The sequence below is a fragment of the Streptomyces sp. H27-H5 genome, from assembly GCF_026627505.1.
GTDB lineage: Bacteria > Actinomycetota > Actinomycetes > Streptomycetales > Streptomycetaceae > Streptomyces.
In genome coordinates, this window is sequence record NZ_JAPNLK010000037.1 from 52,447 (window position 1) to 74,890 (window position 22,444).

General features: G+C 71.5%; 19 protein-coding genes. 7 read left to right on the top strand and 12 right to left on the bottom strand.

What is annotated here, in order from left to right:
• Positions 1 to 37: 37 nt before the first annotated feature.
• Positions 38 to 220: a hypothetical protein gene (locus tag OTB19_RS19665; RefSeq protein ID WP_267799635.1), complete on the bottom strand. Its 183-nt coding sequence runs from the start codon at positions 218 to 220 to the stop codon at positions 38 to 40.
• Positions 221 to 465: 245 nt separating this feature from the next.
• Positions 466 to 1,422, bottom strand: coding sequence for an SPFH domain-containing protein (locus OTB19_RS19670; RefSeq protein WP_267799608.1), 957 nt, complete (start codon positions 1,420 to 1,422; stop codon positions 466 to 468).
• A 243-nt stretch (positions 1,423 to 1,665) separates the two neighbouring features.
• On the opposite strand from OTB19_RS19670, the gene OTB19_RS19675 reads away from it, so the two are divergent.
• Positions 1,666 to 3,963: a transglycosylase domain-containing protein gene (locus OTB19_RS19675; RefSeq protein ID WP_267799610.1), complete on the top strand. Its 2,298-nt coding sequence runs from the start codon at positions 1,666 to 1,668 to the stop codon at positions 3,961 to 3,963.
• An 85-nt stretch (positions 3,964 to 4,048) separates the two neighbouring features.
• Here the strand turns inward: OTB19_RS19675 and OTB19_RS19680 are convergent, their stop codons facing one another.
• The 4 genes from OTB19_RS19680 to OTB19_RS19695 all read right to left on the bottom strand — a co-directional run bounded on the left by OTB19_RS19680 (position 4,049) and on the right by OTB19_RS19695 (position 10,311).
• Positions 4,049 to 5,515: a catalase gene (locus OTB19_RS19680; protein WP_267799611.1), complete on the bottom strand. Its 1,467-nt coding sequence runs from the start codon at positions 5,513 to 5,515 to the stop codon at positions 4,049 to 4,051.
• Positions 5,516 to 5,565: 50 nt separating this feature from the next.
• Positions 5,566 to 7,821, bottom strand: coding sequence for a SpoIIE family protein phosphatase (locus tag OTB19_RS19685; RefSeq protein ID WP_267799613.1), 2,256 nt, complete (start codon positions 7,819 to 7,821; stop codon positions 5,566 to 5,568).
• Positions 7,822 to 8,073: 252 nt separating this feature from the next.
• Entirely contained in the window at positions 8,074 to 8,793 is a 720-nt protein-coding gene (locus OTB19_RS19690; protein WP_267799614.1) for a DUF402 domain-containing protein, read from the bottom strand.
• A gap of 102 nt (positions 8,794 to 8,895) precedes the next feature.
• Positions 8,896 to 10,311 carry a class II fumarate hydratase gene (locus OTB19_RS19695; protein WP_267799615.1) on the bottom strand — a complete coding sequence of 472 codons (1,416 nt, stop codon included), beginning with the start codon at positions 10,309 to 10,311 and terminating at the stop codon, positions 8,896 to 8,898.
• Between the two features lie 131 nt (positions 10,312 to 10,442).
• Here OTB19_RS19695 and OTB19_RS19700 point away from each other — a divergent pair, with 131 nt between their 5' ends.
• Positions 10,443 to 11,942, top strand: a complete 1,500-nt coding sequence (locus OTB19_RS19700) for a ricin-type beta-trefoil lectin domain protein (RefSeq protein ID WP_420716866.1) — start codon at positions 10,443 to 10,445, stop codon at positions 11,940 to 11,942.
• A gap of 61 nt (positions 11,943 to 12,003) precedes the next feature.
• Here OTB19_RS19700 and OTB19_RS19705 read toward each other — a convergent pair whose 3' ends face one another.
• Positions 12,004 to 12,771, bottom strand: a complete 768-nt coding sequence (locus tag OTB19_RS19705) for a glycerophosphodiester phosphodiesterase (protein WP_267799617.1) — start codon at positions 12,769 to 12,771, stop codon at positions 12,004 to 12,006.
• Positions 12,772 to 13,004: 233 nt separating this feature from the next.
• Between OTB19_RS19705 and OTB19_RS19710 the strand changes: the two genes are divergently transcribed.
• Together OTB19_RS19710 and OTB19_RS19715 are read left to right on the top strand one after the other, a co-directional pair.
• Complete coding sequence (locus OTB19_RS19710) at positions 13,005 to 13,544, top strand: ArsR/SmtB family transcription factor (RefSeq protein ID WP_267799618.1); 540 nt, start codon at positions 13,005 to 13,007, stop codon at positions 13,542 to 13,544.
• Positions 13,545 to 13,561: 17 nt separating this feature from the next.
• A complete protein-coding gene (locus tag OTB19_RS19715; RefSeq protein WP_420716871.1) occupies positions 13,562 to 15,001 on the top strand; it encodes an MFS transporter in 1,440 nt (479 codons plus the stop codon).
• Here OTB19_RS19715 and OTB19_RS19720 read toward each other — a convergent pair.
• The gene (locus tag OTB19_RS19720; protein ID WP_267799621.1) at positions 14,967 to 16,631 is read right to left on the bottom strand and encodes a fumarate hydratase; all 1,665 of its coding nucleotides are present in this window, start codon (positions 16,629 to 16,631) and stop codon (positions 14,967 to 14,969) included. The genes OTB19_RS19715 and OTB19_RS19720 overlap by 35 nt on opposite strands.
• Positions 16,632 to 16,792: 161 nt before the next feature.
• Between OTB19_RS19720 and OTB19_RS19725 the strand changes: the two genes are divergently transcribed.
• On the top strand, positions 16,793 to 17,461 hold the full coding sequence (locus OTB19_RS19725; RefSeq protein WP_267799622.1) for a DUF1707 SHOCT-like domain-containing protein: 669 nt from the start codon (positions 16,793 to 16,795) through the stop codon (positions 17,459 to 17,461).
• 207 nt (positions 17,462 to 17,668) lie between these two features.
• Entirely contained in the window at positions 17,669 to 18,067 is a 399-nt protein-coding gene (locus OTB19_RS19730) for a WhiB family transcriptional regulator (protein WP_420716867.1), read from the top strand.
• A 114-nt stretch (positions 18,068 to 18,181) separates the two neighbouring features.
• Here the strand turns inward: OTB19_RS19730 and glpX are convergent, their stop codons facing one another.
• Positions 18,182 to 19,213 carry a class II fructose-bisphosphatase gene (gene glpX, locus OTB19_RS19735; RefSeq protein ID WP_267799624.1) on the bottom strand — a complete coding sequence of 344 codons (1,032 nt, stop codon included), beginning with the start codon at positions 19,211 to 19,213 and terminating at the stop codon, positions 18,182 to 18,184.
• Positions 19,214 to 19,437: 224 nt separating this feature from the next.
• On the opposite strand from glpX, the gene OTB19_RS19740 reads away from it, so the two are divergent.
• Complete coding sequence (locus OTB19_RS19740; RefSeq protein WP_267799636.1) at positions 19,438 to 19,956, top strand: DUF4245 domain-containing protein; 519 nt, start codon at positions 19,438 to 19,440, stop codon at positions 19,954 to 19,956.
• A 197-nt stretch (positions 19,957 to 20,153) separates the two neighbouring features.
• Here the strand turns inward: OTB19_RS19740 and OTB19_RS19745 are convergent, their stop codons facing one another.
• The 3 genes from OTB19_RS19745 to xseA all read right to left on the bottom strand — a co-directional run bounded on the left by OTB19_RS19745 (position 20,154) and on the right by xseA (position 22,443).
• Entirely contained in the window at positions 20,154 to 20,744 is a 591-nt protein-coding gene (locus tag OTB19_RS19745; RefSeq protein ID WP_267799626.1) for a malonic semialdehyde reductase, read from the bottom strand.
• 115 nt (positions 20,745 to 20,859) lie between these two features.
• Positions 20,860 to 21,099 (bottom strand): exodeoxyribonuclease VII small subunit, encoded by a 240-nt coding sequence (locus OTB19_RS19750; protein WP_267799628.1) that lies wholly within the window; start codon positions 21,097 to 21,099, stop codon positions 20,860 to 20,862.
• Between the two features lie 66 nt (positions 21,100 to 21,165).
• Positions 21,166 to 22,443 carry an exodeoxyribonuclease VII large subunit gene (gene xseA, locus OTB19_RS19755; protein WP_267799630.1) on the bottom strand — a complete coding sequence of 426 codons (1,278 nt, stop codon included), beginning with the start codon at positions 22,441 to 22,443 and terminating at the stop codon, positions 21,166 to 21,168.
• Between the last annotated feature and the right edge of the window lies 1 nt (position 22,444).

The following is a 22,444-nucleotide window of genomic DNA, read 5'->3' on the forward strand; positions in this document are numbered from 1 at the left end:
CAGGTTGTGTTTCGGTGCGGAGAGGTCCCGTCCGGTGTCAGGAGTCGGAGGAGGTGCGGGGGCGGCCGCGCTGCGGGATCGGCGCCGCGCCGCCCGGCAGCCGGCCGGAGTCGGCCAGGGCCCGTCGCAGGAGGAACTCGATCTGCGCGTTGGCGCTGCGCAGCTCCTCGCCGGCCCAGCGCGCGAGCGCGTCGTACACCTGCGGGTCCAGCCGCAGCAGGACCTGCTTGCGGGCCTGGCGCGCGGCCCGCGCCGTGCGCTCGGGACCCCGCGTCGACGGGGCGTCGGGCGCCCCGTCGGACCCGCCGGCGGAGCCCCCGGCCGCCGCCCCGCCGGACGGCGGGACGGGCTGCGGGGCGGCGCCGGACGGGGTGCCGGGCTGTGCGCCGGACCGGGTGCCGGGTCGGCGGCCGGGCTCCCCGCCGGGCCCGGTGCCGGGGTCGGGGTGCGTGCCGCGGACGGGGCTCACTGATAGAGGGTGCCCGTGTTGATGACGGGCTGCGCCGCGCGATCGCCGCACAGGACGACCATCAGGTTGGAGACCATGGAGGCCTTGCGTTCCGGGTCCAGGTCCACGATGTCCTCCTCGGCCAGGCGGGTCAGGGCGAGTTCCACCATGCCCACCGCGCCCTCGACGATCTGCTTGCGGGCCGCCACGACGGCGCCCGCCTGCTGGCGCTGGAGCATCGCGGAGGCGATCTCCGGAGCGTACGCGAGATGCGTGAACCGGGACTCGATGATGTGCACGCCCGCCGCCTCGACCCGGGTCGCCAGCTCCACCGCGAGTTCCTCGGTGATCTCCTCGGCGTTGCCGCGCAGCGACAGCCCGCCCTCGTCGTGCGAGTCGTAGGGGTACTCGATCGCGATGTGCCGGACCGCGGCCTCGGTCTGCGTCTCCACGAACTCCGTGAAGTCCTCGACCTCGAAGACCGCGCGCGCGGTGTCCTCCACCCGCCACACCACGACCGCCGCCAGCTCGATCGGGTTGCCGTACGCGTCGTTGACCTTCAGGACGGCCGTCTCGTGGTTGCGGACCCGGGTGGAGATCTTCCTGCGGGAGGTCAGCGGGTTGACCCAGCGCAGCCCGTCGGTCCGGAGGGTCCCCCGGTAGCGGCCGAAGAGCTGGACCACCCGGGCCTCGCCCGGGGCCACCGTGTTCAGCCCGCACATGGCGAAGATCGAGGCGGGGATCAGCAGCACGCCGAGCGTGATCAGGACGGCCTTGGCCGCCGTCGCGGTGACGATCGCGCCGCCCACGATGAGGCCTGCCCCGACGAGCAACCCGGCCAGTCCGAGCAGCAGGGCCGCTCCGCCGCCGACGCTGCGCGCCGCGAACTCCCTTGCGGGGCCTGCGGATGCGGTCGTCGAACGGGTGGTGTCGGTGGTGTTCCCGGTGTCGGGAGACGCCGCAGTGCTGCTCATGTAATGCCCCCGTTTGCCATGCCGTGTCCGGACCTGTTCGACCGGAACGCCTAGCAAAGTGATAACACTTTTTGCGTACACCACAACCCTTGCGGTCTTATGTGCGTCGGTTCCATTGGCGTGGGTGCTGATTGTCACGTCCGAATTGACCGGTATTGATCAGGGTTAGTCGACCTTTGTCACAGCCTGCGGTGTTAGTTTTCTGAGCTGACGTCGGGGGGGTAATCGAGCGGAGCGGGAGCGATGGGCCGAGCAGAAGCGCGACGGGCGCAGCAGCAGCGCGGAGCGCGGAAAGCACCGAGCGGGCGCTCCAACGGGCGCGCGGGCAAGTCGGGCGGTAAGCCGGCGGGCAAGCCCTCCGGCATACGGCGCTTCTTCACCTGGAAGAAGATCCTCGGGTTCTTCTTCGGGCTGATCCTGCTCATGATGGGCGGCCTGGTCGTCCTCTACTTCATGGTGGAACCGCCGGACAAGGCCAACGAGCAGGCCGAACTCCAGAGCAACACCTACGAGTACTCCGACGGCTCGATCATGACCCGCACGGGCAAGACGAACCGCGAGATCGTCGGGATCGACAAGATCCCGGAGCAGGTGCGCACCGCCTTCATCGCCATCGAGAACAAGTCCTTCTACGAGGACCAGGGCGTCGACGTGATGGGTGTCGCCCGAGGCCTGTTCAACACGGTCACCGGCAAGGGCAAGGCCGGCGGTTCGACGATCACCCAGCAGTACGTCAAGAACTACTACCTCACCCAGGACCAGTCGGCGACGCGCAAGGCCCGAGAGCTGATCATCGCTCTGAAGGTCGACCAGCGCATGAAGAAGGACGAGATCCTCGCCGGCTACCTGAACACCAACTTCTACGGCCGCAACGCCTACGGCATCCAGGCCGCGGCACAGGCCTACTACGGCGTCGACACCGAGAAGCTGACGCTGGAGCAGGGCGCCTACCTCGCCGCCGTCATCCAGGCCCCCAGCCAGTACGACTGGGCGACCGCCGGACCCAACGGCAAGCGGCTGGTCATGATCCGCTTCAACGCCGTCCTCGACAACATGGTCGAGATGGGCAAGCTGGACGCGGCCAAGCGCAAGACCATGAAGTTCCAGGAGCCCATCAAGCCCAAGCCCGCCCCGGGCATGGACGGCCAGAAGGGCTACTTCGTCGAGGCGGCCAAGAAGGAACTCGACCGCCAGGGCATCGACGAGGGGGCCATCGCGGCGGGCGGCTGGACGATCCGGCTGAACATCGACAAGAAGAAGCAGGCCGCGATGGAGAAGGCGGTCGCCGACGAGCTGGAGTCCAAGCTCGACCGCAAGGACACCAAGGGCCGCCCCCAGGACCAGAGCGTCCAGGCCGGCGCCACCTCGGTGGACGCCAAGACCGGCGCGATCGTGGCGATGTACGGCGGCACGGGCCTGTCCGAGAAGTACGAGAGCAACGCCCTGCGCACCGACTTCCAGCCCGGCTCCACCTTCAAGCCGATCGTGCTCGCGACGGCCCTGGAGACCGGCGCGCGGACGCAGGAGGGCAAGGAGATCACTCCGAACGCCCTCTACGACGGAACCAGCAAGCGCCCCGTCGTCGGCAGCGACATCCCGTTCGCCCCGCAGAACCAGGACGATCGCAACTACGGCGACCCGCTGCTCACGGTCCAGAAGGCCACCAACGCCTCCGTCAACTCCGTCTACGCCCAGATGATCGTGGACACCAAGCCGGAGAAGGTGAAGAAGCAGGCGCTGGCCCTCGGCATGGTCGACCGCGACGGCTGGCCCGCCGACAAGCCCGCCATGTCGCTCGGCACCATGAGCGCCAACACCGTCGAGATGGCCGGCGTCTACGCCACCCTCGGCAACCACGGCAAGAAGATCACCCCGACCATCGTGAAGTCGGCCGAGCACAAGGACTCCGACTTCAAGCCGGCCGGCGCGGTCGGCAGCCAGGTCCTCACCCGCAAGACCGCCGACACCGTCACCAAGGTGCTCACCGGCGTGGTCAACGACGGCTCCGGCGAAGTGGTCAAGAGCTCCGCCTACGAGGCCGCAGGCAAGACCGGCACCACCGAGTCCAACGTCGCCGCCTGGTTCACCGGGTACACCCCGGAGCTGGTCACGGTCGTCGCGATGTTCGGCGAGGAGCCCGGCAGCCACAAGCAGGTCACCCTGACCGGCACCGCCGGCAAGGGCCGCGCGGGCGGCTCCAGCTTCCCGGCCGAGATCTGGCGCGCCTACACGCTGGCCGCGCTCAAGGGGCAGAGCACCGAGGAGTTCAGCCTGCCGGACGCCGAGATGGGCACGGTGGAAGCACCGCCGCGCCCCAGCTCCCCGCCCATCACGCCGAGCCAGTCGTCCAGCTCCCCGAGCTCCACCCCCAGCAAGAGCTCCACACCGCCGAAGCCGTCGACGAGCTCGCACAAGCCGGATCCGACCAAGAGCACCACGAAGCCGTCGAACACTCCCGATCCGACGAAGTCGAACCCGACCAAGACCCCGGACCCGACCAGGACCCCGCTCTTCCCCCCGGCTCCCGACCCGCAGGAGTAGGGACCGGCAGCGCCCACGACACAGGACCGCCCCGCGGCGAGCACGCCGCGGGGCGGTCCTGTGTCGTACGGGTCGGGTGAGGGCCTCAGCCGCCCGCCTGGACCTTCGCCGCGATCCGGTCGCCCGTCGCCTTGTCGATGGTGCGCCAGTACTGCAGGGCGCGCTCCAGCACCGGCGGACTCACCCCATCCAGCAGGTGCCCGGCGACGTTGGAGACGAGGCGCTCGCGCGCCGCGTCGTCGAAGACCTCCCGGACCATCGTGCCCGGCTGGCCCCAGTCGTCGTCCTCGGAGCGCAGCGTGTACGCCTCGCGGACCATCTCGCCGGAGGTCGCCCAGCCCGCCGGCTCGCCGAAGCGGGCCGTGTCCGCGGCCGGGCCGCCGTAGGAGTTCGGGGCGTACGGGCGCGCCGCCGCCGACGCCTCGAAGCGCATCGCGCCGTCCTTGGCGTACGAGGAGACCAGCGACCGGGCCCGGTTCGGCGGGAGCTGCGTGTAGTTCGCCCCGATCCGGTAGCGGTGCGTGTCCGGGTACGAGAACAGCCGGCCGAGCAGCATCTTGTCGGGCGACGGGCCGATGCCCGGGACCAGGTTCGACGGCTCGAAGGCGGCCTGCTCGATGTGGATGAAGTAGTCGTCCGGGTTCTTGTCCAGCCTCATCCGGCCGACCTCGATCAGCGGGTAGTCGCCGTGCGGCCACACCTTGGTCAGGTCGAACGGGTTGAACCGGTAGCCCGGGGCGTCCTCGAAGGGCATGACCTGCACGTGCATCGTCCACGTCGGCGCGTTGCCGCCCGCGATCGCGTCGAAGAGGTCGCGTCGGTGGTAGTCGGAGTCCTCGCCCGCCAGCCGGTCCGCCTCCTCCTGCGTCAGGAACTCGTTGCCCTGGTCCGTCTTGAAGTGGTACTTCACCCAGAACTTCTCGCCGCCGGCGTTCACCCACAGGTAGGTGTGCGAGCTGAAGCCGTCCATCGTGCGGTAGTTCCTCGGAATGCCCCGGTCGCCCATCAGGATGGCCACCTGGTGCGCGGACTCCGGGGACAGGGTCCAGAAGTCCCACTGCATGTCGTGGTCGCGCAGCCCGTTGTCCGGGCGGCGCTTCTGCGAGCGGATGAAGTCCTGGAACTTGCTCGGGTCACGGACGAAGAACACCGGGGTGTTGTTGCCGACCATGTCGTAGTTGCCGTGCTCGGTGTAGAACTTCAGGGCGAAACCGCGCGGGTCCCGCCACGTGTCGGGGGAGCCCTGCTCACCCGCGACGGTCGAGAAGCGGGCCAGCATCTCGGTCCTGCGGCCCGGTTGGAAGACGTCGGCCTTGGTGAACTGGCTGACGTCGTTGGTCACCTGGAAGACGCCGTACGCGCCCGCGCCCTTGGCGTGCACCACCCGTTCGGGGACCCGTTCCCGATTGAACTGGGCCATCTTCTCGATCAGGTAGTGGTCCTGGAGCAGGATCGGGCCGTCCGGACTCACGGTGAGCGAGTGCTCGTCGCTCTCCACCGGAATCCCGACGTTGTTCGTCGTGTACGGAATCTTCTGCGCGTCCTGGGTCACGAGCGTCCTCCCGTAGGGGTCGGTTGGGTCGCACGCATTCGCCTGCCCAGTCAACGCCGATCATGCGCCCCCGGCAACGGGAGCTCGAACCACACCACCTTTCCACTGCTCAGCCGCGTCGCACCCCAGCGGCGGGCCAGCCGGTTGACCAGGAACAGGCCCCGACCGCCCTCGTCGGTGTCCCGTGCCCGGCGCTGGCGCGGCAGCTGCGGGGAGTCGTCGCCGACCTCGCAGCGCAGCACGTCCGTACGCAGCAGGCGCAGGGTCACCGGCCGCTCGGCGTACCGCACGGCATTGGTGACCACCTCGCTGACCAGCAGCTCCAGCGAATCGCTCAGCTCCTCCAGACCCCACCGGGTCAGCGCCCGGCGGGCGAACCGACGGGCCCGGCCCGGCGCGGTCTCCTCCGGGTCCAGGAACCAGTACGCGACGTCACTGGGCGCGATCCCCTCGAAACGGGCCGCGAGCAGCGCGATGTCGTCGTCCCGGTCGCCCGGGCCGAGCATGTCCAGGACGTCGTCGCACAGGGCCTCCAGCGGCGGCGGGTGGTCCAGGCCCGTCAGCTGTGCGGTCGTCGCCAGCCGCTCGCGGAGCTGCTCGATGCCCGTCCACACGTCGCGCAGCCGGGACTCGACCAGCCCGTCGGTGTACAGCAGCAGGGTGGCCCCGGCCGGGGCGTCCAGCTCCACGGCCTCGAAGTCCACGCCACCCACGCCGATCGGGGCGCCCGGCGGCACCCGCAGCACCTCGGCGCGGCCGCCCAGGTGGAGCAGGACGGGCGGCGGATGGCCGGCGTTGGCGATGGTGATCCGGTGCGAGACGGGGTCGTAGACCGCGTACAGGCAGGTCGCCATCCGGTCCGAGCCGAGCCGCTGCGCCTGCTCGTCCAAGTGGTGCAGCACCTCGGCGGGCGGCAGGTCGAGCTGCGCCAGGGTCTGCGCCGTGGTGCGCAGCTGGCCCATGATCGCGGCGGAGGTCATGGAATGCCCCATGACGTCGCCGACGACCAGCGCGACCCGGCTGCCGGGCAGCGGTATGGCGTCGTACCAGTCGCCGCCGACCCGGGCCGTCTCGGCGGCGGGCAGGTAGCGGGAGGCCAGCCGCACCCCGGTGGGCTGGGGGAGGCTGTCCGGGAGCATGGTGCGCTGGAGTTCGTCGGCGATGTACGCCTCACGGCCGTACAGCACCGCCTTGTCGATGCCGAGCGCGGTGTGGGTCGCCAACTGGGCGGCGACCAGCAGGTCGTTCGTCTCGAAGGCGGGCCGGTCGGGGGTGCGCAGGAACACCGCCGCGCCGATCACGCGCCGGCGGCCCCGCAACGGGGCCAGGATGGCCCGCTGACCGCGCGGGACGGGATGGTCGGCCCCGAGCAGCTCCGGGAGCGCGTCCTTGGCTCCTGCGGCCGACCCGAAGACGGGCCGTACGCCGCGCAGCACCTCGGCGAGCGCCCCGCCCGGCCGGATCTCGCACAATTCGGCCGCCGGCAGGTCGCCCTGCGGGCCGACGAGCGTCATCTGGCTGAAGTCGAGCTCGCCGGCGGCCCCCGCGGCCCCGGCGGGATCGCCCCCGGTCAGATCGTCGAGCGGCCGGAGCCGGTCGGTGCGTCGGAGCCTTAAGACGACCGGTCCGACGGGGCGCTCGTCGCCCACCGGCAGCGGGTCGCGCAGATAGACGAGGATCGCGTCCGAGAACGTCGGCACGGTCGCCCGGCACAGGCCCAGCACGATCTCGTCGAGGTCGATGCCCCGCGCGATCCGGCGGGTGGCCGCGCCGACGAAGCGCAGCCGGTCGCCTTCCCTGCGGGCCGTGCCGGTTTCCGCGCCGGCGATCGGGCCGCCGCCGTGCCGGCCCGCGCCGCCGCCGACACCGTCGACCTGGAGGCCGTCGGCCGTTGGGCCGTCGAGTTCCGCGGTCGGGGCGGTGGGATCGGGGCGGCTGCCCGGCCGGGCGCCGTGCGTGGTCCGGTCCTCCCCGCCCCGGGGGCGGAGCGGTTCGGGTGCGCGGTCCTGCGCCGAGGCGCCGGCGGCCGCGTTGCGTGCGGCCTCGCCGTCCCGGGGCCGGGCGCCGCCCTGACCCGGCTCCCCGCCGGCCGGCACGTCCGCCGGGGAGGCGGCCGCGGTGCGCGGCCGCGGAAGTTCGGCGGCCGAGGCGGACGCGGGGGCACCGCGCTCCGCGCCCGGCCCCTGCGCATGCGTGCGTACGGCCTCGGTGGCCGCGACGGCGGCCTTGCCGTGGCCGGCATCGTCCGTACCTCCGCCGGAGGCGACGGGCTGCGGGCCCTCCTGGGAGGTGGGGTACTCCGTCACGCGTGGAATTCCGTCCGTTTGCGCTCGATGTGCGCTGCACTCAATCGGTCAGTCGCGGTATACCCGCTCAGCGGCAGGGGCACCACCGCCCCGCGGTTCCGCGTCCCGCTCGTTACCTCTCGCCCAGCGTTGATCTCCGGTCAAGTCCCGTGTACGGCACGTCAATTACGGATGTACAGCCTGGCGGCAACGCCGCAGACGGCCCGGCGGAGGACGATCCTACGGTTGAACCCCGGGGGCGCATCAAGGGTCTCATGAGGTCATATGCGCCGGGGTGCGGTCCCAGTCCTCGGGCAGAACCGGCACTCTCCAGCCCGGATCCGGCCTCCACTTCTCCCATCCGGAGGAGAACGGCGCCCCCCATTCCTTGATGACCTCCACGGCCGCCAGGCCCGCCGCCTCCACCTCGCGCGCCCGCTCGGGAGGCATCAGGCCGATCCGCCGCGCCTGCGCGAACTCGTCCTCGTCCAGCCACTTCCAGCTGCGGTCCGGGGCCACGGCGATGTCCAGGAAGTGGTCCACGGAGTCCACCCCGCCGGCCCAGCGGGTCCGCGGTTCCTCCAGGTTCACGTACCAGTTCTTGAAGCGCCAGCCCCGCTCCCAGAACAGCCACACCGACCACGGGTCCCCGGGGCGGGCCAACTTCAGCACCCCGGTGCCGAACCAGTGCGACCGGGCGGTGGTGCGCGGCGCGGTGTACCGGGTGGCGAGGGGCTCCTCGTGGACCGAGGTGCCGTCGGCCAGCACCGGCTTGACGCACTCGGTGCCGGGGGCCATCCACACGGCCAGCAACTCGTCGGTGTCCCGCACCACCGTCACGGGTCGACAGATGTGGACCCGGCCCGCCGGGCCCGGGGCGTGGTCGCGGTAGCGCCACAGGATCTGCTCGCCGGGCGCCCAGTGCGAGCCCCGGGCCCCGTCGTGCGTCCCGGTGCGCGCCACGCCGCCCCCGCGGCCTCCGATACCTGTCATGCGCAGATCTTAGGGCTGAGGTCCGTACACATGACGCGACGCAGGTCACGGAGGTGGCCGGGGACGGGAAACGACCGAATCCGGCCCCCGGCGGGGGCGATTTCAGGGCCGGGTCATCCGCAGGACGTCCAGCGCCTCGTCCAACTGGGCGAGGGTCAGCGCGCCGCGTTCGACGTAGCCCTCCTCCAGGACGACCTCCCTGATCGTCTTCCGTTCCGCCAGCGACCGCTTCGCCACCTTGGCCGCCTCCTCGTAGCCGATGTAGCGGTTCAGGGGGGTCACCACCGAGGGCGAGGATTCGGCGTACTCCCTGGCCCGCTCGGAGTTGGCGCTGATCCCGTCCACCGTCCGGTCGGCGAGCAGCCGGCTCGCGTTGCCGAGCAGGCGGATCGATTCGAGCAGGTTCCGGGCCATCATCGGGAGCATCACATTGAGCTCGAAGTTGCCGGCGGCGCCCCCGACGGCGACCGCGGTGTCGTTGCCCATCACCTGTGCGGCGACCATGAGGACGGCCTCCGGGATCACCGGATTGACCTTTCCGGGCATGATCGAGGACCCCGGTTGCAGATCCGGGAGATTGATTTCGGCCAATCCCGTGCGCGGTCCGGAGGCCATCCAACGCAGATCGTTGGAGATCTTGGTGAGCGAGACCGCGATCGTGCGGAGCATTCCGGAGGTCTCCACCAGCGCGTCCCGGGCGCCCTGGGCCTCGAAATGGTCCCGCGCCTCGGTCAACGGCAGTCCGGTGGCCTCGGCCACCTCCGCGATCACGGCGGCGGAGAACCCGGGCGGCGTGTTGATGCCGGTGCCCACGGCCGTTCCGCCCAGGGGGAGTTCGGCCAGTCGTGGCAGCGCCGCGCGCAACCGCTCGACGCCGTAGCGGATCTGGACGGCGTATCCGCCGAACTCCTGGCCGAGCGTGACCGGGGTGGCGTCCATCAGGTGGGTGCGGCCGGCCTTGACCACCGCGACGAACTCGGCGGACTTGCGCTCCATCGCGTCGGCGAGGTGCTCCAGCGCCGGGATCAGCTCGCCGATGACGGCGGCGGTCGCGGCGATGTGGATGGAGGACGGGAACACGTCGTTGGAGCTCTGCGAGGCGTTGACGTGGTCGTTCGGGTGGACCGGGCGGCCGAGACGTTCACCGGCCAGCGTGGCGATCACCTCGTTGGCGTTCATGTTCGACGAGGTGCCGGAGCCGGTCTGGAACACGTCCACCGGGAAGTGCTCGTCCCAACGACCCTCCGCGACCTCCTCGGCGGCGGACCGGACGGCCTCGGCCACATCCGCGTCCAGGACGCCGAGCCGGGCGTTCACCACGGCGGCCGCGGCCTTGATCCGGGCCAGTGCGGCGATGTGGGCGTGCTCCAGGCGCTGCCCCGAGATCGGGAAGTTCTCCACCGCGCGCTGTGTCTGGGCCCGCCACTTCGCGTGGGCGGGGACCCGTACCTCACCCATGGAGTCGTGCTCGATCCGGAACGCGCCGGGTGTTCCTGCGGCCTGCTGATCCTCGGTCATTTCCATGGCCTCCTCAAAAAGTTGAGCAATTGTCTTGTTCGAACTGTTCCCAAGTCATCTACCGGCCAGTAAATACCGGGGGTAACACCGATCTCGGGGAGGCGTTCATGGCACGTGCGCGTACCAGACCCATGCTCAGATCTACCGTCGTCGCCGTCACGGCGATCGCGGCCGCCCTCGGCGGCGTCGGCGCCGTCACTCCCATGGCCCAGGCGGCGCCCGTCGCCGCCGTCACCCCTCTCTCGCCGGAACTGGAGGCGATCCGGGCCGCCGAGGCGACCAAGATCTACGGTGACTCTGTCATCCGCCCGCTCGCGGAGCGCAAGACCGGCCTGATCTCGCTCGGCGACAGCGAGATCTCGGGCGAGGGCGTCGGCGCCTACGACCCCGCGACCAACACCCCGAACAACCAGTGCCACCGCTCGCCGGACTCCGCGATCCACCGCACCGGCATCCCCGCCGACCTGACCTTCAACGTCGCCTGTTCCGGCGGCTACACGGGCAACATCAGGATCGGCGGCAGCAAGCAGTACGCCGACGAACTCGTGCAGAGCGACAACCTCGCCATCAAGGCCCGCAACACCAAGATCAAGATGGTGCTGCTGGTCGCCGGCGCCAACGACGACCTCCAGTTCGGCCCCGTCATGACCGACTGCGTCACCCGCTGGGTGCTCGCTCAGGGCACCTGCGAACCCAAGTACGGCCCCGGCTGGCAGGCGCGCGTCGACGGCCTGAAGCCCAAGGTGGAGGCCACCGTCGCCGACCTCAAGACGGTCATGCGCGACGCGGGCTACGCCGACACCGACTACAAGCTCGTCATGATGGGCTACCCCAGCCCGATCGGCCCCGACTTCAACGACAACCCGAACTTCCCCGGCAAGCTCCCCGGCGGCTGCGCCGGCTACGACTCCGACGCCACCTGGGGCCGCAATCAAGCGGTACCCGCCTTCGAGAAGGGCATGCGGGCCGCCGCCCTCGCCTCCGGCGCCACCTACCTGGACAACTCCCGGCTCTTCCACGGCCACGAGGTGTGCATGGAGGACGCCTGGGCCCGCGGCCTCTACCTCGACCTCGGGGACCACTTCCCGTGGGACGAGAACACCGCCCGGCAGTCCTTCCACCCCAACTACCGGGGCCACGGCGCCTTCGCCTCCTGCCTGACCCAGCTCTACACCTCGGGCCTGCGCGAGGCCTCCTGCGCCGACCCCGCGAGCACCGGCGCCCCGGTCCTCCAGGCCGGAGCCTGGGACGACCTGTACAAGCCGCTCAGGAACGAGGCCACCGGCAACTGCCTGGACTCCAACGGCGGCGCGAGCGCCAACAACACCAAGGTGGTGGCCTGGGACTGCCACGGCGGCCGCAACCAGGGCTGGTGGTACGACACCGCCCGCAAGGCCCTCCACGTCGAGCTGACCCAGGACCGCTGCGTCGACGCCCCGGGCGGCGCCTACGGCAACGGCACCGGCCTGATCCTGTGGAACTGCCACGGCGGCGCCAACCAGCAGTTCGTCCGCGACGGCGCCACCCTGCGCCCCGCGGCGGCGCCCGGCATGTGCCTGACCGTGGCCGCCGCCCACGAGCAACTGCGCCTGCAGCCCTGCAACGGTTCCGCCAACCAGCGCTTCGCGTAACCGCCCCGCACCACCCACCCCGTCCACCCCCCACACCCGGCCGGCGCACCCCGGCCGGGTGTCACATGTCCCGCAGCAGCTTGCGCACGTCCCGCGGCCGGTTGGTGATCAGCGTGTCCACGCCGAGCCGCACGCACAGCTCCACGTCCTCCGGCTCGTCCACGGTCCACACCCGCACCGACAGCCCCTTGGCCTTCAACCGCCCCACCAGCCCAGGGGACCGGCGGACGAGCTCGATGCCCGGGCCCGCGTGCGTGGCGTACGGCGGCCGCACCGGCCGCAGCCGGCGCTCCATCAGGTACACGGAGGGCAGCCCCGGAGCCAGCCGGTGCAGCCGGGTCAGAGCGGTGCGGGAGAAGCTCATCACCTCGACGCGGCCCGCGGACCCGTCGGCCAGCCCGTACTCCCGGAGCATCCGCACCAGCTCGACCTCCAGCCGGCCGCCCGCGCGCGACGGGTGCTTCGTCTCGACGGCGAGCCCGACCGGCCGCGGCGCGGCCAGGGCCTCCCGGAGCAGGTCCTCGAAGAGCAGCACCCGGGCGCCGGCGTGCCCGGCCCCCTTCCACGCCCCGAAGTCGAGCGCCACCAACTCCTCGTACGTCATCGCGGAGACCGCCCCGCGCCCGTCGGAGGTCCGCTCCACGCGCCGGTCGTGCACACAGACCAGCCGGTGGTCGGCGGTGAGCCGGACGTCGCACTCCAGCGCGTCCGCGCCGTCCTCCACGGCCTGCCGGTAGGCGGCCAGGGTGTGCTCGGGGTGCTCGTGGGAGGCCCCGCGGTGGGCGATCACGCGGATGGCGCGGGGCGGAAGCGGAGGCGTCGCGGTCATGCGGAGATCCTTGCGAACCGGGGTGAACGGAGCGGTGCGTCCCTGTCACCCCGACGTTAACCGGACGCGCCGGCTCGGGGCTCGTCGGCGGCAGCGGCGGGGGAGTGACGTCGAAGCGCCCCCGCACGACCGCGGCGAAGCGGGCCGGGTCCGCGCACGTGCTCCCCACCCCGCCCGGAAGCCCGAAACGGAAATCCCTTGCGCAATGGTCAAGAAGTGTTGGCCATTGAGGCATGCCCACCGACGATCTCCCCGAGACCTTCCGCGTCACCACCGACGAGCAGCTGCGCGCCGTCTCCAATCTCACGCGTCACCGGATCATGGCCGTGCTCCGCTTCGAGCCCGCGACGATCACCCAGATCGCCGCGCGAGTGGGCCTCGCGAAAGGGAGTTCCAGCTACCACGTACGGCTGCTCGAACGGGCCGGCTTGGTGAAGGTCGTGCGCACGCGGAAGGTCCGGGGGGTCACCGAGCGGTACTACGCCATGGCGGCACGCTCGATCGAGCTGCCGGATCCGGGCGAGGGGGGCCCGGACCTGCTGATGCGGCACGCGGTCGCGGACCTGGAGGCGTCGCCGGCGGACGGCGAGCGGCACGTGCGGATGGCGCATCTGCGGCTCACCGACGAGCAGTTCGCGGAGCTGGGGGCGCGGTTGCGGGCACTGGCGGACGAGTACCGGGAGCTGTCCGATCCATCGCTGCCGGACACGTCACTCGTCTTCGCACTGTTCCACCCGACCTCGCACGAGCAGACCGACGGGGAGTCCGAGTGACCTTGGAAGCAGGAAAGTTGCCGGCCGGGTTCGGACGGCTGTGGACCGCACGGACGGTGTCCTCGCTCGGTGACGGGGTGACACATGCCGCGCTGCCGCTGCTCGCGTTGACGTTGACGCGGGACCCGATGGCGCTCGCCGTCGTCACGGCCGCCGGAACGCTGCCGTGGCTGCTCTTCGGGGTGCTGGGCGGCGCTCTGGTGGACCGCTGGGACCGCCGGCGCACCATGTGGGTCACGGACGCCGCGCGTGCGGCGCTGCTCGCGATACCGGCGGGAGCGGCCGCGCTCGACCTGCTGAGCATCCCGCTGCTCGCGGCCGTCGCCTTCCTCCTCGGCCTCGGCGGGCTCTTCTTCGACACGGCCGCCACGGCCTATCTGCCGGATCTGCTCGGCCGCGACCCCGCGCTCCTGGAGCGCGCCAACTCCCGCCTGCGCGGCGCCCAGACCGCCGCGTCCGGCTTCGCGGGGCCGCCCGCGGGCAGTGCGCTGCTCGCGCTCGGGCGGGCGGTTCCACTGCTCGCCGACGCGGTGTCGTTCGCGCTCTCCGCGCTGCTCGTACGGTCGCTGCCCGCCGCACCCCGGCCCGTACCGCAGGCCCGTGAATCGCTGCTGCGGCAGGCGCGGGCCGGCGCCTCGTACGTGTTCCGGGACCGGCTGCTGCTCGGGCTCGCGCTGCGTCCGGCGGTCGGGAACATCGCCTTCCTCGCGGTGGAGACCGTACTCGCCCTCTTCGCGCACGATCGTCTCGGCAACGACACCTTCGGCTTCGGCCTGCTCCTCACGGCGGAGGCCACCGGCGGTCTGCTCGGCGCGGGCATCGCCTCCTTCCTCGGCCGACGACTCGGCACCGGCACCGGGCTGACCTGCACGGCCGCGGTCGAGGGGCTCGCCATCCTGGGCCTTGCCGCCGCCCCGAACCCGTACGTCGCCGGGCTCGCGCTCGCCGTCTGCGGAGCGGGCATGGGCGCCACGATGGTGCTCGCCCCCTCCCTGCGACAGACGATCGTCCCCGCCCACCTGATGGGCCGGGTGGCCTCCACCTCCCGCATGCTCTCCATGTGCGCCGCCCCGTTCGGCGCCTTCCTCGGCGGCTGGCTGGCCACCACCTACGACGTGCGCACCCCGCTCTACGCCGCCGCCGGCCTGCTCCTCGCCATGACCGCCGTCACCGCGACCATGACCGGCAACCGCCGGGTCGAGGCGGCGCTGCGTGCGGCCGCCCCGGCCGATGCCCCCGATCTCCCCGCATCCCAGGCGCCCGCCCAGGCGACAGCACTAGGCCCCGGGGCTCCACGACCACTCGCACCCGGACACGCGCGAGGGCCCCTCCGCCGATCGGCGGAGGGGCCCTCGTGGTGCGTCACGAACCGGTGCGCGTCAGGAGCCGGTGCGCGTCGGCCGGCCTGTCAGGAGCGGCGCGTCACAGACCCGGGCCGCGCACCGGGATGTGGGTGAACGTCGGCTCCGGGGCCGGATTTTGGAAGAAGTCGTTGCCCTTGTCGTCCACCACGATGAACGCCGGGAAGTCCTCGACCTCGATCCGCCAGACCGCCTCCATGCCGAGCTCCTCGTACTCCAGGACCTCGACCTTCTTGATGCAGTCCTGGGCCAGCCGCGCCGCCGGGCCGCCGATCGAACCCAGGTAGAACCCGCCGTGCGTGCCGCAGGCGTCCGTCACCTGCTGCGAACGGTTGCCCTTGGCCAGCATGACCTTGGAGCCGCCCGCCGCCTGGAACTGCTCGACGTAGGAGTCCATGCGGCCGGCCGTGGTCGGGCCGAAGGAGCCGGAGGCGTAGCCCTCGGGGGTCTTCGCGGGGCCCGCGTAGTAGACCGGGTGGTCCTTCAGGTACTGCGGCATCTCCGCACCCGTGTCCAGCAGCTCCTTGATCTTGGCGTGCGCGATGTCGCGCGCCACGACCAGCGGTCCGCTCAGGGACAGGCGGGTCTTGACCGGGTGCCTGGTCAGCGTCGCCAGGATCTCGTCCATCGGCCGGTTCAGGTCGATCGACACCACGTCCGCCGCGTCGTCGAGGTGCTCGTCCGTGGTCTCGGGCAGGAACCGCGCCGGGTCGGTCTCCAGCTGCTCCAGGAAGACCCCCTCGGCGGTGATCTTCGCGGTGGCCTGACGGTCCGCCGAGCAGGACACGGCGATCGCGACGGGCAGGGAGGCGCCGTGGCGCGGGAGGCGCACCACGCGCACGTCGTGGCAGAAGTACTTGCCGCCGAACTGCGCGCCGATGCCGATCCTCTGGGTCAGCTCGAAGACCTGCTGCTCCAGGGCCTCGTCGCGGAAGCCGTGGCCCAGCGGGGAACCCTCGCGGGGCAGCTCGTCCAGGTAGTGCGCGGAGGCGTACTTCGCCGTCTTGAGCGCGTGCTCCGCCGACGTGCCGCCGACCACGATCGCCAGGTGGTAGGGCGGGCAGGCCGCCGTGCCCAGCGAACGGATCTTCTCCTCCAGGAACTTCATCATGGAGGCCTCGTTCAGGACCGCCTTGGTCTCCTGGTAGAGGAAGGACTTGTTGGCCGAGCCGCCGCCCTTGGCCATGAAGAGGAACTTGTACGCGCCGCCGTCCGTCGCGTACAGCTCGATCTGCGCGGGCAGGTTCGAGCCGGTGTTCTTCTCCTCCCACATGGTGAGGGGGGCCATCTGCGAGTAGCGCAGGTTCAGGCGGGTGTACGCGTCGTAGATGCCGCGCGACAGGGCCGCCTCGTCACCGCCCTCGGTGAGCACGTTCTGACCGCGCTTGCCCATGACGATGGCCGTGCCCGTGTCCTGGCACATCGGCAGGACGCCGGCCGCCGCGATGTTCGCGTTCTTCAGCAGGTCCAGCGCCACGAACTTGTCGTTCGCGGAGGCCTCGGGGTCGTCGATGATCCGGCGCAGCTGCGCGAGGTGCGCGGGACGCAGGTAGTGCTGGATGTCGTGGATCGCCTCTTCGGCGAGCTTGCGCAGCGCCTCCGGCTCGACCTTGAGGAACGTACGGCCGTCGGCCTCGAAGGTCGAGACGCCCTCCGCGGTCACCAGCCGGTAGGGGGTGGTGTCCTCGCCCAGGGGCAACAGGTCGGTGTACGCAAACTCTGGCATGACGGCAGTCATTCCTCACTCGGCAGACGGCGCTGGCGACCAATTGGCAGCGCGGCTTACCAGCGTAGGACCTCCGTCCCGGGACGTGCTTGTGAGGTAAGGCTCACTGGACGGGTGACGGGGAGTATCGCGATCTATCGTGTCTCGCTATGCTGGTCCGCGTGGACCTGGAAAAGCACACCGCCGCCCCCGCCGCATCCGCTGCCGCCCCGGCCGCCGAGCTGCGCGCCTCCGACGCCGACCGGGACCGGATCGCGCAGATCCTCGCCGATGCCGTGGCCGAGGGCCGACTGACCGCCGAGGAGCACTCCGACCGCCTGGACACCCTCTACGCCGTCAAGACGGTCGGGGAACTGGACGTGCTCGTGAGGGACCTTCCCGCGGCCGCCGGCTCCGCCCCCGCGAGCGCCGCCCCCGCCGCCGCACCGGCGTCCGGGCCGGTCGAGACGGTCGTCGCCGTGTTCAGCAGCTCCTCCCGCCGGGGCCGTTGGCGCCCGGGCGCGCACACCCGCGCCGTGTCGGTCTTCGGGGACATCACCATCGACCTCACCGAGGCCGTCTTCGAGCAGCAGGTCACCGAGATCAACGTCACCGCCGTGCTCGGCAACGTCGAGATCCTGGTGCCGGAGAATGTCACGCTGCGTGGCTATGGCAGCGGGGTCCTCGGCAACTTCGAGGTCCACGGCCGCAGTCGGGGGGAGACCGACCCCCAGGCCCCGGTGGTGATCGTCCGGGGCTTCGCGCTGCTGGCCAACATCGAGGCCCGGCCCAAGCTCGGCGCCCGTCTCGTCGACCTCGCGGACCGGCTCCGCAAGCGCCTGGACCGCTGACGGGGGCGCCGTTCCGGGCCGACCGCGAACGCCATGCGACCGGACCGCGAACGGACTTCGACCGGCGTGCGCCTGGCGCGGGGGGCGCGTTTCGGTCGAACTTCACCGGAGCGGCCGACGCGCGGCACGCAGTGCATAGGGGCGCGTACAGCGGGTAGGGACAGGTGCATCGTCTCTCGCTCGCGTATACGTCGTCAGGAGTAGACCGTGCCGCATCCGCCGCATCAGTCCCTGCAGGTAGCCGCCGTCAAGAGTCTTCAGGCGCGTCCGACCGCCGTGCCGAGGCCGCGGATGCCGGCGAGGGAAGAGGACGGCCCCTGGCACGCGGAGGCGGTGTGCCGCAGGGACGAGGCGGGCCTGTTCTTCGCGCCCTCCAAGGAGCCCACCGCGGCCCGTCTGGCTCGCGAGGAGGCCGCCAAGCGGGTCTGCGCGCGCTGCCCCGTGATGGTCGCCTGTCGGGAGCACGCACTGCTCCAGCCCGAGCCCTACGGGGTCTGGGGCGGACTCACCGCCGCCGAGCGGCGCGTCGTGCTGGCCCGCCGGCGCCGCCGGGCCGCCGAACTGCGCCCCGGCACCGGTACCGACACGATCGCCGCCGCGGGCTGAGCCCCCGGGAGCGCGAGAGCTCGTACGGGGCGAACCGGCACGTACGCGAGAGGGGCGGGCCCGCCGCACACGGGACCGCCCCTCTCGCCGTGCGTCGCGCCGGCCCGACCGCTCCTACTGGGCGCGGTCGAAGTCGATTGCGCTGTACGCGCGCAGCTTCGACAGCCGGTGGGTGGAGTCGATCTGGCGGATCGTCCCCGACTTGGAGCGCATGACCAGCGAGGACGTGGTCGCGGTCTCCGAGCGGTAGTGGACGCCGCGCAGCAGCTCGCCGTCCGTGATGCCGGTGGCGACGAAGAAGACGTTGTCGCCGGACACCAGGTCGTTCGTGTGCAGGACCCGGTCCAGGTCGTGGCCCGCGTCGATGGCCTTCTGGCGCTCCGCCTCGTCCTTGGGCCACAGCTTGCCCTGGATGGTGCCGCCGAGGCACTTGATGGCGCACGCCGAGATGATGCCCTCGGGAGTGCCGCCGATGCCGAGGAGCAGGTCCACGCCGGTGCCCTCGCGCACCGCCATGACCGAGCCCGCGACGTCGCCGTCCGAGATGAACTTGATCCGCGCGCCGGTCTCGCGGATCTCCTTGACGATGCCCTCGTGTCGGGGGCGGTCGAGGATGACCACGGTGACGTCCTCGACGGCCATCTGCTTGGCCTTGGCGACACGACGGATGTTCACCGAGGCGGGGGCGTTGATGTCGACGAAGTCGGCGGCCTCCGGGCCCGTGACCAGCTTCTCCATGTAGAAGACGGCCGACGGGTCGAACATGGTGCCGCGGTCGGCGGCGGCCAGGACGGCGATGGCGTTCGGCATGCCCTTGGCGTTCAGGGTGGTGCCGTCGATCGGGTCGACGGCGATGTCGACCTCGGCGCCGGTGCCGTCGCCGACCCGCTCGCCGTTGAAGAGCATGGGGGCTTCGTCCTTCTCCCCCTCGCCGATGACGACGACGCCGTTCATCGACACGGTGGAGATCAGGGTCCGCATCGCGTTGACCGCGGCGCCGTCCGCGCCGAGCTTGTCACCGCGGCCGACCCACCGGCCCGCGGCCATGGCTGCGGCCTCGGTCACCCGGACAAGCTCCAGGGCGAGGTTGCGGTCGGGGGCTTCGGGAGAGACTTCGAGCTGGGGCGGCAGGTTGTGCTCGGTCATCGGAGCGCACCTTTCTGTACGACGACGGCCGGGATGTGAGGGTGCTGGAACTCTATCGGTACGTCGACATATTGAGCAGAGCGGGTCACGAATGAGCGGAATATCGGTCAGCCGTTTGGCCTGAGCGGACGCCTTGCGGCGACGGGGCCGCCGGGCGGGTGGTGCGACGCCCACCCCGGGGGTGATCGCCCCGGGCGATGGGGGACCATGGAGCCGTGGCAGGTATGAAGGGCAAGCAGACGGTTTGGGACATGGTCCGATCGCTGGCGGTGATCGGTGTCGTCGTCGCGGGGATATACATGTTCATCCCGCACGACGAGAACGCCGACCCGACGCGGGTGGTCGACTACCGCGTGGAGACGGCCACGGCCCGCCGCGCGGCGCCGTACCCGGTCGCCGCGCCCGCGGGGCTCCCCGAGAAGTGGCGCGCGACCTCGGTCACCTTCGACCGGATGGACGGCAACGCCTGGCACCTGGGCTTCCTGGACCCGCAGGAGCAGTACGTGGCCGTCGAGCAGAGCACCGACGCCTCGGCCAAGCGCCTCGCCAAACTGACCCGGCAGGCGAAGGCCACGGGCGAGACCCGGCAGATCGGCGACCGGTCCTGGGAGCTGTGGGACGGCGAGAAGTACGACGCCCTCGTCCGCCAGGAGCAGGGGTACGTCACCGTCGTGACGGGGACGGCCTCGTTCGACGGGCTGGGCGCGATGGTGTCGGCGCTGGAGTTCAAGCAGGGGAGCTGAGCTCGGGCCGATCCGGGTCGTGACCCGCGCGGTCGTGCTCGGGTCCGGGTCGTGACGTACGTGCTCGGGTCCGGTCCGGGTCGTGACGCACGCGCTCGTGACGCACGACGAGAGGCCGCCCACCCCGGATCCGGGGTGGGCGGCCTCTCGTCGTGTGACGGCTCGGCGCGCGCGTGGCGCGGCGTCCGGGTCGAGACTCAGACGGTGGTGATGACCTGGTCGAACTCCAGGCGCGGGGAGCGACCGAAGGCGGCGGGCTCGCCCGGCTTGCCGATGTTGACGACCATCAGCGGGGTGTGGTCGGCGTCCAGGAACTCCTTCTGGACACCGGCGAAGTCCAGACCGGTCATCGGGCCGGCGGCCAGGCCGGCGGCGCGGACGCCGAGGATGAAGTAGCCGGCCTGCAGCGAGGCGTTGACCAGGGCGGACTGCTCGCGGACCGGGCGCTCGGAGAAGAACGCGTCCTTGGCCTGCGGGAAGTGCGGGAAGAGCTGCGGGAGCTCCTCGTGGAACTCGTTGTCCGCCGACAGGATCGCGACCAGCGGGGCGGCGGCGGTCTTGGCCCGGTTGCCCTCGGCCATGTGCTTCACGAGGCGCTCGCGGGCCTCGGGGGAGCGGACGAGGGTGATGCGCAGCGGGGTCTGGTTGAACGCGGTGGGGCCGTACTTCACGAGGTCGTAGATCGCCTGGACCTGCTCCTCGGTCACCGGCTCGTCGGAGAACGAGTTGGCGGTGCGGGCCTCGCGGAACAGCAGGTCCTGAGCGGCGGCGTCGAGAACGAGAGACATCGAAAAGCCTTCTTCTTTACGGAGGTGTGGCGCGATGTCATCACTGTAGGCCCGAGGTATGTGAATGTTCAACTAAATCCATCCGAGGGTGACCGGGATCACTCCCTGCCGCGGATCACTCGCCGGGGCCGTCTCCCTCGTCCCCGTCCGCCCCGCCCCGGGCCGCCAGGGCCGAGTCCAGCCGGGCCCGGGCCCCCTCCAGCCAGTGCCGGCACACCGTCGCCAGCTCCTCGCCGCGCTCCCAGAGCGCCAGCGAGTCCTCCAGGGAGGTGCCGCCGGCCTCCAGCTTGCGGACGACCTCGATCAGCTCGTCGCGGGCCTGCTCATAGCCCAGCGCCGTCTCGGTTTCAGCCATTCCCCTGCCACCTTATGTGTGTAGTACAACGAATTTGTTGCCGGAACGTGTCGCCGCCCCCGGGGCTCATCCGGCGTCGGACGCGCCCTCCGCCGGGCCGTCGGACACCCCGTCCGACGCGCCGTCCGGGGCCGGTTCGGCCTCGACCCGTACGTGGAACTCGCCCGCCGACACGCGCGCGCGCAGCACCTCGTCCGGCGCGACGTCCCGCGGCGAACGCACCACGTGCCCGTCGGCGCGCTGGAGCACCGCGTACCCGCGCTCCAAGGTCGCCGCCGGCGACAGCGCCACCACCCGGGCCCGGGTGTGCGCCAGCTCGGAATCCGCCCGGTCCAACAGGTGCCCCAGCGTCCGCCGGCTGCGCGCCAGCAGCGCCTCCACCTCGGCCTCCCGGGTCTCCACCATCCGCTGCGGATGCACGAACACCGGCCGGGCCAGGGCGTGGGCGAGCCCCCGCTCCTCCCGGTCGAGCAGTCCGCGCACCGCGCGCAGCCCGCGCGCCTGGAGCTGGCTCACGCGCTCCAGCTCCTCCCCGACGTCCGGGACCACCTTCTTCGCCGCGTCCGTGGGCGTCGACGCCCGCAGGTCCGCGACCAGGTCCAGCAGCGGGGAGTCCGGCTCGTGTCCGATCGCCGAGACCACCGGGGTACGGGCCGCCGCGACCGTCCGCACGACCTCCTCGTCGGAGAAGGGCAGCAGGTCCTCCACGCTGCCCCCGCCGCGCGCCACGATGATCACGTCGACCTCGGGCAGCGCGTCGAGCTCCTTGACCGCCTCGATCACCTGGGGCACCGCGTGCACCCCCTGCACGGCCACGTTGCGCACCTCGAAGCGCACCGCGGGCCAGCGCCGCCGGGCGTTCTCCAGCACGTCCCGTTCGGCCGCCGAGGCCCGCCCCACCACCAGCCCGATCAGCTGCGGCAGGAACGGCAACGACTTCTTGCGGTCCGCCGCGAACAGGCCCTCGGAGGCCAGTGACCGCTTGAGCTTCTCCAGGCGGGCCAGCAACTCCCCGATGCCGACGGGCCGTATCTCGGTGGCCCGCAGCGACAACTGCCCGCGCGGCGCGTACCACTCCGGCTTGGCCAGGACGACGACCCGCGCGCCCTCCGTCACCGCGTCCGCGACCTCGTCGTACACCTGGCGGAAGCAGGTCACGCTGAGCGAGATGTCGTGCGACGGGTCGCGGAGCGTCAGGAAGACCACCCCCGCCCCCGGCCGCCGGGACAGCTGGGTGATCTGCCCCTCCACCCACACCTGACCGAGCTTGTCGATCCAGCCCCCGATGAGTCGGGACACCCGACCGACCGGCAGCGGCGCGTCAGCCGACGTATTCAGACCCATG